This window comes from Pseudomonas sp. Ost2 (assembly GCF_018326065.1).
Lineage (GTDB): Bacteria > Pseudomonadota > Gammaproteobacteria > Pseudomonadales > Pseudomonadaceae > Aquipseudomonas > Aquipseudomonas gingeri.
On sequence record NZ_AP021904.1, the window covers coordinates 3,969,495 to 3,983,505 of the forward strand.

The following is a 14,011-nucleotide window of genomic DNA, read 5'->3' on the forward strand; positions in this document are numbered from 1 at the left end:
TTCTCACGGTCAGAGACCGGGAAGAGTCGATCTGGCATCGGCAAGAAAGAGGGAGGAAAGAGGGAGGAAAGAAGACTCAACAAGATGACGTAGCTGAATATCCGAAAGCATTTCGACTCCTGAAAAACAGGAGTCAGCCAAAATACTCATGCAAAATGTGATGATCAGAGAATAAAGAAATAGCCTGACCGCTTGATCTCAAAACACTTGGCGAGATGTCGGCACATATAATTATACTCCACATATAAGAGCGCCTAAGATCGTTTTGAACTAGGGGAGTGAGCATCTTCAGCTGCTTGCCGATGGGCCTCTTCCTGACGCCCCTCTGGCTTGACCGAGGCGCGTGATCATTTCACGCCCTCGGGCATTACCAGCACCCTGCTATTGTTTTTCGCTACGAAACCTTGATGACCACCTTGCCGAATGCGCCCTTGCCCAGGTGCTCATAGGCCTGGCGTGCCTCTTCGAATGAATAGACATGGTCAATGACAGGACGAATCCGGTTTTTCTCGAGGAACGCATTCATGCGATCAAAGGATGAGCGCGGAGCCACGGCGATACCCCGCAGAGTCGTCTGACGGAAGATCAGGGGCATCAGGCTCAACGCTGTCGTTTGTCCGGTCAGAAAGCCGATCTGGGCGATCTTGCCGGCGGCTTTCGTTGCGGCGATCGACTGGTTGAGACCATTGCCGCCGGCGACATCCAGAAGCAGATCCACGCCCTTGCCGTCCGTGAGTTTCAGGACTTCTTCCGCCCATTTTTCGTGGGTTCGGTAGTTCACACCCGCGACCGCACCGAGCTTCTTCACGGCCTCCAGGTTTTCATCGCGGCTCGACGTGACGATGACCTTGGCACCCAGCGCCGTGGCGAGTTGCACGGCGAAGATCGAGACGCCGCCGGTGCCCTGCACGAGCACGCTTTCACCCGGCTTGATCTGCCCGAAATCCACCAGCGAGTACCAGGCCGTCAGTGCCGCGATAGGCAGTGTCGAAGCCTCTTCGTCGGACAGGTTGTCAGGCGCGCGCACGGCGCTTTCCTGATGGATGATCATGTACTCGGCAAGGCCACCGGGCAGCGGCGAGCCGAAGCAATAGTCGGGTTCGTCCGGGCCTGGCGCACCGTCCAGCCACCGCGAATAGAGATGCGAGTTGACGCGGTCGCCGATCTTGAATCGGTCGACGCCTTCGCCTACCGCCACGACGCTGCCCGCTACGTCGCTCACGGGTATCAGCGGTTTCGGCACCTTGTGCGGCTCGTAGATGCCATCGACGATTGCCTTGTCACGGAAGTTCAGCGAAACCGCACCGACCTTCACCAGCAGCTCCCCGGCCTGGGGTACTGGTGCGGGGGTTTCGCCGAGGATCAGGTTGTCGAGTCCGAAATCGTTGAGAAGCCAGGCTTTCATTGTGTTTCTCCGAAGGACACCAGGGATCTGGTGGAATGCCGCCATTGTTTACCCACTACCGGACTCGATAAATGCGTCGGCCATGACGAGACTGTTATGCTATTGAGCAACAATCATCTTCGGATGGAGATGATGATTGGCAACAAGCAACCCGTCCGAGGCGCCATGGAACTGTTCCAGTCAATGCAGGTATTTGCCCGGGTAGCCGAGCTGGGCAGTTTCACCAAAGCGGCGGATTCCATTCAGTTGGGGCGGCCCCAGGTCACCAGGGCCATTCAGGAACTGGAGGCCTCGCTGGGCGTCAGGCTTTTCCAGCGCACGACGCGGCGAGTGAGGTTGACCACCGAGGGGGAACAGTTCTACGAGCGGGTGAAAGACATCCTTGGCAATGTCGCCGCCGCCACCTCCATGTTCGATCTGACCGGCGCCTCCATGCGCGGCAAGTTGCGCGTCGACATTCCCAGCGCCTTTTCCCGGCCCGCCTTCATCGCCAGCTTGCAGGAGTTCACCCACCGCCATCCGGATATCGAAATGACCCTGGGTGTCACCGACAGAACCGTGGACCTGGTGGCCGAAGGCGTGGATTGTGTGCTGCGTATCGGCGAACTTCCGGATTCAAGCCTGATCGCGCGGCGCATAGGCTTGGCCACCATGGTGACGTGTGCCGCACCTTCCTACCTGCAGGCGTTTGGCAGCCCACAGACACCGGATGACTTGGGTGCTCACCGCGGTGTCAGTTTTCTCTCCGGACAAAACCATCGACCGCTGCCGTGGCATTTCCTGCAGGAGGGAACCGAAAGGAGCTACGTCAATCGACGCGGCATCATCGTCAACGAGTCCAACGCCTACGTCCAATCCGGCGTCGCGGGATTCGGTATCCTGCAGGCGCCCGGCATCACGCTGGACAGCTGTCTGGCCGATGGGTCACTGGTCGAAGTGCTCAAGTCATTCAGGCCACGGCCACGCCCCGTGTCGCTGCTGTATCCAAGCCGCTCGCATCTTGCCCCCCAAGTGCAGGCGTTTATCGACTGGGTCAGCCGGAAATTCCCGAGTCTTTATGCCGATTGGCTGGAGCAATGAACGGCCCCTGACTCAATACGGGGCGCGCTCATCAAGGAGCGCCTGCACGGCCCCGATCACCTGCCATAGGGTTCAATTACCGATGCGTTGGTTACCGCAATGGATATTCGCATCAGAGATATCCGCTCCGAATCTTCCGGCTTCAGGGCTGGCGGAACGTTTACTTTTTTCCACCGGATAGAATTGTGCCGCCCAACGACGATATGTGAGTAGCGGCGCATCGGTAGCTGATGGCTTCGGGTATAGGGGGTAATTTCGTTTTTCCCAGATATCCATGTCTTGTTTCAGCTGTGGGAGATACCAAAGATGGAAAAGAGCAACAGAGAACACTCCGTATACAAGTTTCTGTAAAAACGCCGGCCATTTCACAAGCCAAGCGATACGCAGCCTCATGCTTTCCCGATATGTCCATTTCAAAGGACCAATCTGGGCGGGCACCACCAGGAATGTAGCGCGCACGTCGGCACGCTTCAGGCTCATTTCCACACGCATCAAGCCGAGGCCGTACAACTTGAAATCCAGGATGACCGGAAGCCCTCTTGCGGTTAAGCGAGTAAGCATATCCATGCGATGGCCATTGGCTGTCGGCTGTTGCGACACGGTGTTGCTCTCCCAGCGATGCAGCGTGTGCTGGTGAGCAGTGTCAAAGGCATTTTCGGTCGCATTCTGAAGACTGCCGGGGTGGGTACGCAGGCCTTTTATCGCCGGGCCGTAACCCGTCCAGTCGAACTCTGGTAGTTCCCACTCCGGAGGCAGCCCGTGTGCACTTTGCCAAACAGCAATGAAGCCATTCCAATCCCTTACGTGTCTGTTCTCCAACCGGGCTTGTGGGGGCTTGTCGCCGCAGCCAGTACGCACGCAGCGACCATCGGGCGCAAAGGCGAATTTATGATAAGGGCAAACAATATCCTCGCCTTCTACCTTGCCATCGCCGAGATGCGCACCCAGATGAGGGCAATAGGGGCCAACAGCGCACAAGACACCAGAATTTGTTCTATAGAGCACAACATCCCGCCCCATGAAAGGTTTGGTAATGACTGCACCAGGCTTGAGCTCATCAGTGGTGGCAATCACAAACCAGCCGTCTGGATAAGGAAATGATGAGAGATCGGTTTCGTTGGTGTGATCCGGAGCGTACATGACATCTACCCTCGAGGTTGATAGCAGTCCTGGTGACAATCACTTCATGCGGCCGGCCTGCTTTTCTGCAATATCCGCAGCGGCGATCTCATCGGTAGAGGGCAATGGTTTGATGGTCACTTCCCCGCAGATAAATCGTTTACCTTTGAAATCACTTCCGTGGTAACGCGTGCTGACCGCATGGAACTCCGCATTTCCCGAGCAGAGATGTTCCAGTTCCGTAAGGTATTCACGTACGTCGTTGCGCTCTCCGAGCGGTCCGGCAAGGACCTTGTCGCGAGAGGCAATAAGTTTCTTCTCATTTTCCAGTACGATGCCGGCTAATTTATCGAGTGCTTGCTGGAGAGTGATCCCTTCCAAGCGCATAAACAGCCAGACGGAGTTGACAGAATCGGCGATGTGTATTTCTTTTCGAAACGAATAAGGATCGTTCACCAACGTGATCGAGTCGATAGCAGCTGTTCTTACGGCAACGAGCGACTCATCGGCAGCCAAGGTGTCAGTCATATCCACATCAATCGCATATTCAGTCATCATGGCAGCCCACTCTCCATAATTATCCACGCGCCGTAGCTCCAGGTAGCGCTCAAAGGTCAGCGTGTCCATTTCCAAAGCCAGGGAGTTGGTTTGCCTGGCGATCAAGGTGTTCAATGACTCTTCCAATCGCCTCCATACTCGTGGCGTCGAAGACAGTTGCTGCTTGATGGGAAGCAAACCCTCATACAATAGCTGGGCAATTGGGAACGCTTCAGGAGGCCTGATACCTGCTATCGCATCGCAATAGTGCTGGCGAAGCTCGGCCTGCCGCTGTTGATCTGCGAGTATTCCGGGATTTGTAGTGGTGTCATCAATGAGCGTCGTGATGCTCATCATTCTTTCCAAGTTATAGATCCTGTCCTTTTTAGTGTGTGGATAGGCGAGGCCGCCATAGGCAGTCATCTCCATGGATAAATAATGGTCAACTGCCTTCTGGCTACCATAGTGAGCCAGGATATAGGGGCTGTCAGTGAGCGCGACCTGCCTGTTCGTCTCCTCGTGATCCGGATGCCACATAGGCTGTAGCGTCAAATTGAAATCAGGGTGATATATTTTATCTCCAGGCTTTGGCAGATTGGTTAGAGCATGCACAAAATTAGATGAATCACTCATGGACTTATCCCTCACGACAATCACACTTTCCTGGATGACTGATACAACAACTCAGCAACGCTTCAATATTGCGCTATAAACAGAAAATTTATTCTTGACTATCGCGACCGCCAAGCTTTCGCACATTACACGTAACTCTTCCAGCGCACCGGTGACACCGCTCGGAAAATTTCTTTCTATATTCGACCTTATGGCAAGCAACCAACGTATTGCGTCGGCATTGCTCGGCAAGACACGCATGTCCTGGGTGGAAAATCCGCTTTGCTTTATTACACTTAAAAAATATTCAGGAGTTTTCCGGTATTTACAGGCCAGTCTGTCAATGGTATCAGGGATGTCGGATGTATACCTTTCAAGCTCTCCACTGTAGAGATTTTCAGAAATAACAATCGTGCCACCTGTGGCGACGCGCCGCCATAGTTTTTCCATTACTGTTTTATACAAATCATCAGGAAAGTGTGATATCACCCCGCGTATGACTACCAAATCATAGGGCTCATCTGCCGCGGGCAACAAGTCAATATCTTGGGCATTGCACTGGTACAAGTTAATACGATCTGACAGGCCGTGCTCCATATGGAGTTTTGCTGCGTGCTCCAGCTGACGCCCGCTGATATTGATGCCATCCAGATGTGGGCAATCAGGAAAATATTCGGCCAGATACTTCAGGACCGAACCCCAGCCACAGCCAACATCGAGAATACGCTTGATTTCTTGGTTGCCGCCTTGTTCAAGGCCAGCCAGTTTCAGTTGCCTTTCGAAGTAACGAATACCAGATTCATCAAGTGTGACCGGCTGCGCAGAGCGTGGGTCATCATAGACACCGAACTGGAACCATAAGGCGTTGCCAATTGCTTTTCGCCAATTTTCAGGACTATCGCTATAGGCACATACAACTCTTTCCTGGTAGGGATTGATGTTCGCCCCCTGTATGACTCTATAAGGCGGGTGAAACTCATCGACGAGTGTTCTTGCAGTCTGTTTGTTCACTGGATTATTTCCTCATGGGTATTCTGCTCAGGTTCGTGTCCGGACTGAAGCGTTACCCGCCACGGCGCCGGGGACGCAGGCGGCCGCAACAGGCGTTGATCCACAAACCTTGAGAAGGGTATTTGCCAAAGGAGCGTTGTTGCAGAAACAAACGACCTGCGCCTTCGAGAATGCAGTTCGAAAACGCTCGATGCGACTGGCCTTTTGGTGGGGCACTGTTTTTTTGAGGAGGCGGCGCAGCTTTTTTGCGGGCGGATTGGGCCCCGAACAAGTAACCCTGCCATAATGAAGACTCCATCCGTTGTGTCTTCGCTACTTGGTTACTGCTGACCAGACGACGTAGGAAAAATCAGACATTTACATTGCCAAGGCGAAAATCTAGTTGGCAACTTCAGGGTTTTCAAGTTTTTAATAGAATCAATTTTATGTTTTTTTTGCTGATTAATACTGAAAGGCTATATATTGGCCTGTCCCGCTGCGCAGGCTTGAGCAGCGACAGCGGGACTTACCCCAGCCTGACGATATCCACCGAGATCTCCACCGCGATGACGGTTCCACGGTTTTCGAGCCAGTGTGGGCTACTCGGGCTACAGCCACGAAGTCGGCACAGACCACGGCGAAGGCTACAACCTGAATTATCCGCTGCCCAGAAACACCACCTGGGCAATGAACGGCCCCTGACTCAATACGGGGCGCGCTCATCAAGGAACCCCTGCACGGCCCCGATCACTTGCCAGCGGTTGCGTTCCATGAACACGCTGTGCGTACCCTCGCCGATCTCCACCCAGCGTCGGTAGGCGGCATTGGTCAGCTTCGAAAACACCGCACGAGACAGCTCCAGCGGGCAGTCACGATCGCCGTCTGCGTGCACGATAAGCACCGGTACACGGATCAGTGAAGGATCATAAAGGGACCGGCCGGCCGCCCAGAATTCCCGGGTGTCCTGCACGGTGCCATTGGGTGCATCGAGTTGGCTTTCACCTGGCCCGAATGTCGCGTCGGCCCAGGCTTCGAACCAGGCCTCGGGCAGCACCGCTGTCTGTCGTTCGGCCGGTACGCCATTGAGCCAGCGGGCCTTGGCATCGGTGCGTTTCACTACGCGGTAGGCGCCCAGCGTGCCGCCGCTGTCTGCCAGGCTCGGCGTATCACGAGTCCACTGTGGCGCGACCAATACCAACTTGACCACGGCATCATTGTGCTCGGCGGTGTACCTCGCCATCAGCGATGTGCCCCACGACCAGCCGATCAGGTTGATGCGACTGACGCCGCGACGCTGGCGCACGAATGCCGCGGCAGTGGCCACATCGCGGGTGGCGACGGGAGCACGCACCACCGGCGGATTGTGCTCTGCCGGCTGCAACATTTCCGGCGGTTTGCTTGAGCGGCCATACCCGCGGACATCGACCAGATAGGTGTCATAACCCTGTTGGGCCAGTTGGTCCATCCATGACAGGCCGTCAAGCGGCAGGTCAAAGGTGCTGGAGGCCGGGTAAGTCGAGCCGGCCACGAACAGCACGGTTTTCTCACCCGTCCAGGTCTCCCTGTCCGCTCGATGTTTATTGCGTACATACAGCTCGATCCCGGGCGTATCGCTGGGAATCCTGAATTCGCTGCAGATGATGGTGGACATTCAAAAGCTCTCCCGTGGATTCAGATAAACCGCCAGTCAAACTGACCGCCCGCCTCGCTCACAAGACCGGCGGAGGTGTGGGCGAAGTGGCTGGTGAACACCGTCAAGCCACGTTCTGCCGCCTGTTCCAGCAGCCAGCGGCGTGAGGCCCGGGCCTGTTCCGGGTGGCTGCAAAAGCAGCTGTTCCACTCGGGCCGAAACACCTGCAGGGGCTGGTGCATGATGTCGCCGCTGAACAGCCCGCCCTGGGTGTGATGCAACAACTCGATGGCCAGGTGGCCGACGCTGTGTCCCGGCGTCGGGTGAATCAGCAACGTGTCGCTGATCAGGCCTTCGTTATCGACGATCAGCGCCTGGCCCTTGCCTATCACGGGTAGCACGCTGTCTTCGAACACATTCGCGTTGAAGCCCTCCTGGCCTATCTGGTTGAGCCAGTATTCATGTTCGGCCCTGGAAAAAACGTACTTCGCATTGGGGAAGGTCGGCACCCAGCGTCCGTCCACCAGCCGGGTATTCCAGCCGCAGTGGTCGGCGTGCAGGTGGGTGCACATCACGTAATCCACCGACTCGGGCGTCACGCCGGCTTCGGCCAGTCGCTCCAGGAACGGCAGTTCCTGCTGATGAAAGCGCGGCATGCCGGGCCGCTCCTTGTGGTTGCCGGCACAGCTGTCGATCAGGATCGTGTGGTGTGGTGTCTTGACCACCCAGGTGTGAATACTGGCGATAAAGCGGTTCAACACGGGATCGAAGCAGTCCGGCACCATCAAGGTTCGGTGCCGTTCCAGCTCCAGGGAGTCCCAGTCGGGGTACAACACCTGTGGCGTAAATCCGGGGCCACGCTGCTCGGTCACCCGAGTCACCGAAACGTTGCCAAATGGGTAGGTATGCATGCGGTTGATTCTCCAAGCCGTTACCGGTCGATTGGGGAAAATGTTATATAGCCGCCCCTTGTTGGTGAAATCGACTCTCAGGATACGAGGCATAAGCACGATGAATATCACCGGTCATAACCTGGCGTTGCTGGCCTCCCTCAGTACCCTGCTGGACGAACGCAATGTCACTCGCGCGGCGGCTCGCCTGGCCATCAGCCAACCGGCGCTCTCGGCCCAACTGTCGCGACTGCGCGACCTGTTTGGCGACCCCCTGCTCACCCCGGCGCTCTCGGGCAAAGGCATGATCCTCACCCCTCATGGCGCCCGCTTGCAGGAGCCTTTGCGCCTGGCGTTACAAGCGCTGGAAGACGTGATCAACCATACGCCCGAGTTCGATCCCCACACCGCGCAGCGGACATTTTCGATTGCCGCCAACGACAATGCCGGCGCCATCATCGGTCCGCGCTTGATCCAGTTGACCCGTGAGGCGGGTTGTGCGGACATTCGTTTTGCGTTTCGCGGCCTCGACAAGAGCAAGCTGGCCGAACAACTGGAAAACGGAGAAATCGACGTGGCCCTGACCTCCAGGGACGCCGTCGCCAAAGCCTCTCAGCAATCGTTGCTGGAAGAGGAATTCCGGATGGCGCAACGCATCGGTCACTCCCGTGGCACCCACCCGCCGTCGCTGGCGGAATACACGCAGCTCGAACACGTGATCGTGTCGGGCGACGGTGGCGGCTTTCACGGATTCGTGGATGACGCGCTGTCGGAACAAGGCCTCAGCCGGCGTGTGGGCGTTTCCGTGCAGTACTACAGCCTGGTGCCGGTGATGTTGCAGGCGACCGACCTGGTCTGCACCTTGCCAGCACAGTTCCTGGCACGCTATGCCGAAACCCTGGAGTCATTCCCCCTGCCCGTGCAGGTGCGGCGCTACAACCTGTATGCCACCTGGCACTCACGCTTCGACAAGGACGCTGCCCACTGCTGGCTGCGCAAGATGCTGGGGGCCGCTGCACAGGCTTGAGCAGCGGCAGCAGGACTTACCCCAGCCTGACGATATCTACCGAGATCTCCACCGCAGTGACGGTTCCGCGGTTTTCGAGCCAGTGCGTGGTGTGCCTGTCCTCGGGCCAACCCACGCCCGGGCCGTAGTCCGTGGCGATGCCATCGCGATGATCGGTGAGCGTGCCTTGCAGGATGTAGACGGTGCCGGGCCGGTCCTTGTGATCATGGACGGGCCCGAAGACTCCTCCCGGCTCGATGGTCACCTTGCGCATGCGCAACTGGCGCCCGTCCATGCCTTCGATCTCGGGCCCCAGGTCAACCATTGTCAGTAACTCCACCGTGACGCCGCGCGTCGCGGGTATCGCCTGCTCATTGTTCATCGTCGTCTGCTCGCCGTGAGGGCAGCGTCTGATCGTGAGGGGGAAAGCCGGGCGCTGTCTCTATCAGTGAAGCCCCACTTTTGCACTCGGGACAGCGATACATCACTTGTCAGGCCCGGAAGCGACAAAAGGTCGGGCCGGTAAGGCTCAACCTGCCGGTACGGCGATCCGGCACCTCAGCAAGACGTCTTTGCTTTATCAGCATAACGCTGCAAGTTTTCCGCATCCATTTTAAATAGCGCAGTCAGTGCAAAGCTATAATGATCTGGATAGCGATCATAAAGATGGCGCATTGCCGCATCACCAAACAGACTGGGAAACCACCATGAATTCCCTTTGACATCCTGCAAAAGCCTGATCTGCTTCATCCGCAGAAGTTGCTGATAATCGGGAAGGGTTTCATGTTGAGCGTGTAGATAACGGCTCCCACGAAAATTGGAAATATAGATATCATGGCTACGAAGCACATAGGGTAGCCAATCATTAATAATATTCAGCAGTGTATTCCGCGCCCGATACTCTAGCGAAGGCAATAAGCATATCAACGTTTCGATATCACGCCGCATATGAGTATCAGGATGCCCGACCAAACCCATTGCTTGCGATATTTCCTGAGTGCAGCCCAACGTCTCATTAAGCTCAAACTGGTTCCATAGCTGGTCTACAGCATGATCGTAACGTGGCGCCAAATTGATGCAAGCCTCGTAGCCATGAGGTGTTTTTGGGCTTGTCAGAGGTGATTTGGCAATAAATTCAGCATGTGTCCTGCAGAGCAGGCCGGTATTATTCTCGGTGAACAGCAAAGCCAGGTCTTTACCACAGTGTGCATTGTAGAAGCTGCGCATCACTAGAGAATTATTATCCTTCGGATCATATCTTTCATCACAACCCGGGTACTCGCAACGGGCTCGTGCTCGCTGAAACACACCAAGTCGACGCAACGGATGGACGATGAATTGCGTGCAGTCCTGGTTAACGAATTTATGACCCAAACCACCCAGTTTTATCCCATGAGGATCAAAAGCCTGCGCTTGCATCGGATCAAAAACATCCACCAGAGCCGGCAGCTTGGCCTGCAACATAGCAGGCGCATGCAAACTTAAAGCCTCGACCTTTCGAAGGGTGATCTTGAGAGTATTTTTTTGTCTAGGATTACCCTCCACCTGCTCGATCATCATTGGATAGGTCAATAAAATAATTCCATGCTCAGCGTAAACCCTATCAATCAATTGCCAATGCTGTTCGTGCAAGGGCATCTCGTTGCCAACCACCAGCAAATAGTCGACATCAAAAACAATGCAGTCACGCACATCACCGTTATTATCAAATACCTGCAGGGGGTATTTTTCAAACAGCGGACTGAGCAGTGCCAATAGAGCCTTGCGCGCATGGACGCTCGCCAGATAGGTTTTCCATTCCAGCACTTGATCGAGGGCTTTCTGCGCGCCGGCCTTCAGTCTGGAGCGCTGAGAAAAACTATTGCCAAACACACTGTGTGAAGACCGTTCTATCTCAACCAGTGTCAATTTCAGGGTGTTACCTGAGCAGGTCAGGTACATAAAGTCTGGAATAAGGCCGTTGGGCAATGGTCGCTGGCTGATGATGGAGTCAAGAAATACCCCACCCAGATAAAGCTTCGGAGTGTGCAGCAATACAGGGTCATCTTCTATGATCTGCTGCAACACTCGCTCATGAGGCAGTTCATCGAAACGGGCAAACCCGCGAGGTTTTTTCTTCTCGGTCGGTGCACCCACAGCCTTGCCTTTTTTGAAGCTCGCGCCTTGCACTTTATATTTGTTGGTAACGACAGGTTCACTCCCAACTGCGGTGTCAGCGAGTACCCGCTTCAAGCTTTGGCTATCCTTACTGATAGCTTGGCGAAATAGATCGACAAGATCTTCGAACTGAGCGCCGCTGGAATGGTCCATCAAGAAATCCCTGTACGATGAAGAAGTTCGTGCCTGGTGGTAATAGGATCGATGTAGCCTCGGCCTAGGCCCAGCGCGTACCTGGCACATCCCACGCCAGGGCTCGCTGTTCGCGCAGCAACTGCCAGGTACCGTCGTGCAGGCGATGCATGGACATGCCCTTGAAGAATCGCTTGCTAGTGCCCTCGAACTCAACCAGCGATACCAGCAACGGCACGTCTGCTTGCCAGTGTCCTGAAATGTAGTCCAACTGTCTTTCGATAGTCCCCGTCGGCGCATAGCTGAACAGGAAACAGAACCGGGGGTTTTCTGTCATGGCGGCGTCGGAGAGTTTCTTCGGCTCATTGATTCTATTTTCACAGGGGCTCAACCACTCCCACTCGGCAAAAACCACAGCGGCTCGCAGTGTGTCGCGTATCACCGCATCGGTGCGGTTGCTGGACTCGAAGTGAGCGAAATACCCCATCAGATCAGCGACTCGCCGCACGGTATAGCCGGTATGGATATTCCAATCAGAAGTCGAGCCCATGTCGCGGCTATAGCCATCCATGGGAAAGTCGCGGTACCAGCTGTAGGCAAACAAAGTTGCGAAATCGTTCAACAGACTCGTGTCAGGCATGCCTTGTATGATCCATGGTGAGTGAGACGCTGAAAGGCCCCATCACTGTCTGGCACCCGTGTGCAGGCAGTGGCCCCCTCCCACCATGATACCGCTCTGGCGGTTCATCAGCATCGCCCTGCCCCTCAGTCCTTGCCTGGCGTGGGTATCGCAATACGGCTGCTGGCCTTGACCTCGCGCAGGGCCAGGCTGGACTGGATGGATGCAATGCCCATCTGGCGCCTGAGCACCTGCTCGATAAAGTCACTGTAACTATCAAGATCCTCTGCCAACACTTGCAGCACATAATCGGCATCCCCGGTGATCTTGTGGCAGGACAACACTTCGGGCAACTGCGCGATCACCGCCTCGAAGGCGTCCGGAGCATGATCGGCGTGGGTGGAGAAGCGGATGTGCACGAACGCCATGATATCCAACCCCAGCATGCGTCGATCGAGGTTGGCCTGGTAGCCCTTGATGACGCCCGCCTCTTCCATTCTCTTACGCCGCCGCCAGCAAGGCGTCAGGCTCAACGACAAGCGCTCGCTGAGCTCGGCGTTGGAAATGCTCGCATCCTCCTGCAGCAACGTGAGTATCGCCAGGTCGGTCTCGTCGAGACTGATACGCCTGGATATTTTTTTCTGCATTGCACCACTCCTGGGTAAAAAAGCCCGAAAAACCTGGAAAACCACGAACATAAAGCAAAGAAATCGCACCCGGACCGGAACAAAATATTTGCACCGGCCTACATTAACGGATGCGCAGAATGTTTACAGTTTTCAGTGATTCACACCGCTTGCATCACGGCACCGAATTGAAGGATGGCGCGCTCAAGCCGTCGTTCGAACAGCCCAGCCGCGCCGACACTGTCCATGACCGAGTCAAGCAGGTAGGCCTTGGTCAGATCGTCGAGCCGCGTGCGTTCGACCGCGCGTGTTATGTCAACGCGCACAGCGAGCGCTACGTCAGCTTTCTGGAAAGCGCCTGGACAGAATGGTGTGCCATCGGCCGGACTCATGACGCCCTGCCACTGGTTTGGCCAGTGCGGGATCTGGCCAACGAGCAGGTGCCGACGTTCATCGACGGCAAGCTCGGTTTCTATGCCATGGACGCCGGCTCGCCCATTACCGCCACGACGTGGCAAGCGGTAAAAACCAGTGCCGATATCGCCCTCACCGGCCTGGCCCTGATCGATGAAGGCCACGACAGCGCCTTCGCCCTGTGCCGCCCGCCCGGTCATCACGCCGCGCGTGAATACATGGGCGGCTACTGCTACCTGAACAACGCCGCCATTGCCGCACAGCAGGCCATTACCCGAGGCGCCCGGCGTGTCGCGGTACTGGACGTCGACTTTCATCATGGCAACGGCACGCAGAACATTTTCTACGGACGCAGCGACGTCATGTTTGTCTCGCTGCACGGTGAACCGTCAGTGTCCTATCCGTACTACTCGGGCTACAGCCACGAAGTCGGCACAGGCCACGGCGAAGGTTACAACCTGAACTATCCGTTGCCCAGGAACACCACCTGGGAAAGCTACCGCGACGCCTTGCTCCACGCCTGCAAGAAACTCCAGCAATTCGCCCCTGAAGTGCTGGTCATTTCACTGGGCGTCGACACGTTCAAGGACGACCCCATCAGCCACTTCCTGCTGGAAAGCGACGACTTCATCGGTATCGGCGAACTGATAGCGGGTGTGGGCTGCCCCACCCTGTTCGTGATGGAAGGCGGCTACATGGTCGATGAGATCGGGATCAACGCGGTCAACGTGCTGCATGGCTACGAAAGCAAGCGCGCCTGAGCCATCGCCTGAGTCGCAGCGTTTCACCCCCTG

At 56.1% G+C, this 14,011-nt stretch carries 13 protein-coding genes; 3 read left to right on the forward strand and 10 right to left on the reverse strand.

Annotation, left to right across the window (positions count from 1 at the left end; genetic code table 11):
* Positions 1-394 precede the first annotated feature (394 nt).
* Positions 395-1,405 (reverse strand): NAD(P)-dependent alcohol dehydrogenase, encoded by a 1,011-nt coding sequence (locus KI243_RS17275; protein WP_177082816.1) that lies wholly within the window; start codon positions 1,403-1,405, stop codon positions 395-397.
* A 165-nt stretch (positions 1,406-1,570) separates the two neighbouring features.
* On the opposite strand from KI243_RS17275, the gene KI243_RS17280 reads away from it, so the two are divergent.
* Positions 1,571-2,485, forward strand: coding sequence for a LysR family transcriptional regulator (locus tag KI243_RS17280; protein WP_212811219.1), 915 nt, complete (start codon positions 1,571-1,573; stop codon positions 2,483-2,485).
* A gap of 72 nt (positions 2,486-2,557) precedes the next feature.
* Here KI243_RS17280 and KI243_RS17285 read toward each other — a convergent pair whose 3' ends face one another.
* From KI243_RS17285 to KI243_RS17305, 5 genes are all read right to left on the reverse strand, one after another.
* Complete coding sequence (locus KI243_RS17285) at positions 2,558-3,625, reverse strand: Rieske 2Fe-2S domain-containing protein (protein WP_177082821.1); 1,068 nt, start codon at positions 3,623-3,625, stop codon at positions 2,558-2,560.
* Between the two features lie 39 nt (positions 3,626-3,664).
* Positions 3,665-4,774, reverse strand: a complete 1,110-nt coding sequence (locus tag KI243_RS17290; RefSeq protein ID WP_177082823.1) for a terpene synthase family protein — start codon at positions 4,772-4,774, stop codon at positions 3,665-3,667.
* Between the two features lie 51 nt (positions 4,775-4,825).
* Entirely contained in the window at positions 4,826-5,764 is a 939-nt protein-coding gene (locus tag KI243_RS17295) for a class I SAM-dependent methyltransferase (RefSeq protein ID WP_177082825.1), read from the reverse strand.
* Between the two features lie 682 nt (positions 5,765-6,446).
* A complete protein-coding gene (locus KI243_RS17300) occupies positions 6,447-7,394 on the reverse strand; it encodes an alpha/beta fold hydrolase (protein WP_212809480.1) in 948 nt (315 codons plus the stop codon).
* 20 nt (positions 7,395-7,414) lie between these two features.
* Positions 7,415-8,284: an MBL fold metallo-hydrolase gene (locus KI243_RS17305; RefSeq protein ID WP_017128614.1), complete on the reverse strand. Its 870-nt coding sequence runs from the start codon at positions 8,282-8,284 to the stop codon at positions 7,415-7,417.
* Positions 8,285-8,384: 100 nt separating this feature from the next.
* Between KI243_RS17305 and KI243_RS17310 the strand changes: the two genes are divergently transcribed.
* Positions 8,385-9,290: a LysR family transcriptional regulator gene (locus KI243_RS17310; protein ID WP_177082827.1), complete on the forward strand. Its 906-nt coding sequence runs from the start codon at positions 8,385-8,387 to the stop codon at positions 9,288-9,290.
* Between the two features lie 16 nt (positions 9,291-9,306).
* Here KI243_RS17310 and KI243_RS17315 read toward each other — a convergent pair whose 3' ends face one another.
* The 4 genes from KI243_RS17315 to KI243_RS17330 form a co-directional block, all read right to left on the reverse strand.
* Complete coding sequence (locus KI243_RS17315; RefSeq protein WP_017128616.1) at positions 9,307-9,651, reverse strand: cupin domain-containing protein; 345 nt, start codon at positions 9,649-9,651, stop codon at positions 9,307-9,309.
* A gap of 176 nt (positions 9,652-9,827) precedes the next feature.
* Positions 9,828-11,579, reverse strand: a complete 1,752-nt coding sequence (locus KI243_RS17320; protein WP_212809482.1) for a DUF4263 domain-containing protein — start codon at positions 11,577-11,579, stop codon at positions 9,828-9,830.
* Positions 11,580-11,643: 64 nt separating this feature from the next.
* Positions 11,644-12,198 (reverse strand): hypothetical protein, encoded by a 555-nt coding sequence (locus KI243_RS17325; RefSeq protein WP_178990108.1) that lies wholly within the window; start codon positions 12,196-12,198, stop codon positions 11,644-11,646.
* Between the two features lie 125 nt (positions 12,199-12,323).
* The gene (locus KI243_RS17330; RefSeq protein WP_017128619.1) at positions 12,324-12,824 is read right to left on the reverse strand and encodes an Lrp/AsnC family transcriptional regulator; all 501 of its coding nucleotides are present in this window, start codon (positions 12,822-12,824) and stop codon (positions 12,324-12,326) included.
* Between the two features lie 119 nt (positions 12,825-12,943).
* Here KI243_RS17330 and KI243_RS17335 point away from each other — a divergent pair, with 119 nt between their 5' ends.
* Complete coding sequence (locus KI243_RS17335) at positions 12,944-13,978, forward strand: histone deacetylase family protein (protein WP_212809483.1); 1,035 nt, start codon at positions 12,944-12,946, stop codon at positions 13,976-13,978.
* Positions 13,979-14,011: the final 33 nt, after the last annotated feature.

Excerpts from the sequence above, each read along its gene's own strand:
- KI243_RS17320 (WP_212809482.1), bottom strand. The coding sequence starts at position 11,579 with ATGGACCATTCCAGCGGCGCTCAGTTCGAAGATCTTGTCGATCTATTT.
- KI243_RS17305 (WP_017128614.1), bottom strand. The coding sequence starts at position 8,284 with ATGCATACCTACCCATTTGGCAACGTTTCGGTGACTCGGGTGACCGAG.
- KI243_RS17280 (WP_212811219.1), top strand. The coding sequence starts at position 1,571 with ATGGAACTGTTCCAGTCAATGCAGGTATTTGCCCGGGTAGCCGAGCTG.
- KI243_RS17275 (WP_177082816.1), bottom strand. The coding sequence starts at position 1,405 with ATGAAAGCCTGGCTTCTCAACGATTTCGGACTCGACAACCTGATCCTC.
- KI243_RS17310 (WP_177082827.1), top strand. The coding sequence starts at position 8,385 with ATGAATATCACCGGTCATAACCTGGCGTTGCTGGCCTCCCTCAGTACC.
- KI243_RS17300 (WP_212809480.1), bottom strand. The coding sequence starts at position 7,394 with ATGTCCACCATCATCTGCAGCGAATTCAGGATTCCCAGCGATACGCCC.
- KI243_RS17325 (WP_178990108.1), bottom strand. The coding sequence starts at position 12,198 with ATGCCTGACACGAGTCTGTTGAACGATTTCGCAACTTTGTTTGCCTAC.
- KI243_RS17285 (WP_177082821.1), bottom strand. The coding sequence starts at position 3,625 with ATGTACGCTCCGGATCACACCAACGAAACCGATCTCTCATCATTTCCT.
- KI243_RS17290 (WP_177082823.1), bottom strand. The coding sequence starts at position 4,774 with ATGAGTGATTCATCTAATTTTGTGCATGCTCTAACCAATCTGCCAAAG.
- KI243_RS17335 (WP_212809483.1), top strand. The coding sequence starts at position 12,944 with ATGTTTACAGTTTTCAGTGATTCACACCGCTTGCATCACGGCACCGAA.
- KI243_RS17330 (WP_017128619.1), bottom strand. The coding sequence starts at position 12,824 with ATGCAGAAAAAAATATCCAGGCGTATCAGTCTCGACGAGACCGACCTG.
- KI243_RS17315 (WP_017128616.1), bottom strand. The coding sequence starts at position 9,651 with ATGAACAATGAGCAGGCGATACCCGCGACGCGCGGCGTCACGGTGGAG.